Consider the following 1,316-nt stretch of genomic DNA (forward strand, 5'->3'; position numbering starts at 1 on the left):
TCAGATGCCAGTTCCGATTATCACAGGCCAGATGCCAGTTCCGATTATCACAGGCCAGATGCCAGTTCTACGAATTATACCAGTTTCAGAAAGTTCAAAAATCTTAAAATTAGCCAAAGGACTCTTCCTCACTGGGAATCAGCAGGAGCAATTTACTTTGTAACTTTTAATACTTTTAAAAAGCTAGAGTTGACCCCGGAAGCCAGAAAAGTAGTTTTAGATTGCTGTTTATTCTTCAATAACCAAAGGTACAAAACTTATGCTGTTGTGATCATGCCGGATCATGTGCATTGGTTAATACAGCCTTTGCCAAAATCCAATCAGGAATATTGGAGTAATGGTAGTATTATCCACAGCATTAAAAGCTATAGTTCTAAACAAGTTTCTAAAGTAATGAATCATATCGGTATTGTTTGGCAATACGAGCGATATGATCGCATTATTCGAGATGAAATAGAATTTTTAGAAACCTGGCACTATATCCGACAAAATCCTGTAAAGGCTAATTTATCTGACATGGCTGAAACATATTCTTTCTTCTGGCAAATGGATAGTGTAGAGAAATCTTCTGTACCATAATCAATGGTAGAACTGGCATCTTGCCAGTGGTCAATGGTAGAACTGGCATCTTGCCAGTGGTCAATGGTAGAACTGGCATCTTGCCAGTGGTCAATGGTAGAACTGGCATCTTGCCAGTGACAACTACCTAGATAGCTGCCTATAGTTAAGCTGTTGAATAATATAACTAACTATACCAGATTAATGTCTGACAACGATAACAGCCCGATTGGATTATCTGAATTTATCCAACAGGTTAAACACGATCTGCTATCAGTAGCACCAGGTCAGGAAAAAGATGCTCCCTTGTTGTGTGTTGAATCTGTGGAACTGGAACTACAAGTTAGTGTCAAGCGAACTGCAAAAGCAGGTGCCAAGGGGAATATCAAAATTAATGTACTAGGAACTGGGGGCGAGGTAGGAGGCGAACTAGGTGGAGACTTGGGACGGGATGAGATTCATAAAGTCAAAGTCAAATTATCTCCCCTCTTCGATAAGGAGCGTCTGATGGAATTTTACCAGACCCTTAATGGCGATAAGGTGCCAACGATGGTCAAGAATTCAATGGCACTCCTTAAAGGCAATGACGAGGACAATCTGAATGAACAACTGGGTGACTAATGTCGGGGAAACGGGAAATAGAAGGCAGAAGCCAGAAGTCATACCGAGTTGCATTCAAAGAGAGTAGATTAGTTGGATAGGGAGATGGGGAGATGGGGAGATGGGGAGATGGGGAGATGGGGAGATTGGGAGATGGG

At 41.6% G+C, this 1,316-nt stretch carries 2 protein-coding genes; both read left to right on the forward strand.

Going from position 1 to position 1,316, the window contains the following annotated elements:
* Positions 1-579: transposase (locus tag F6K49_RS49795; protein WP_366514362.1), on the forward strand; the 579-nt coding region annotated here is incomplete at its 5' end.
* 183 nt (positions 580-762) lie between these two features.
* A complete protein-coding gene (locus F6K49_RS49800; protein WP_293110212.1) occupies positions 763-1,179 on the forward strand; it encodes a trypco2 family protein in 417 nt (138 codons plus the stop codon).
* Positions 1,180-1,316 lie beyond the last annotated feature (137 nt).

The organism is Moorena sp. SIO3I6, assembly GCF_010672095.1.

What these genes read in the sequence shown, in the direction of transcription:
- F6K49_RS49800 (WP_293110212.1), top strand. Translation starts at nt 763, where the DNA reads ATGTCTGACAACGATAACAGCCCGATTGGATTATCTGAATTTATCCAA.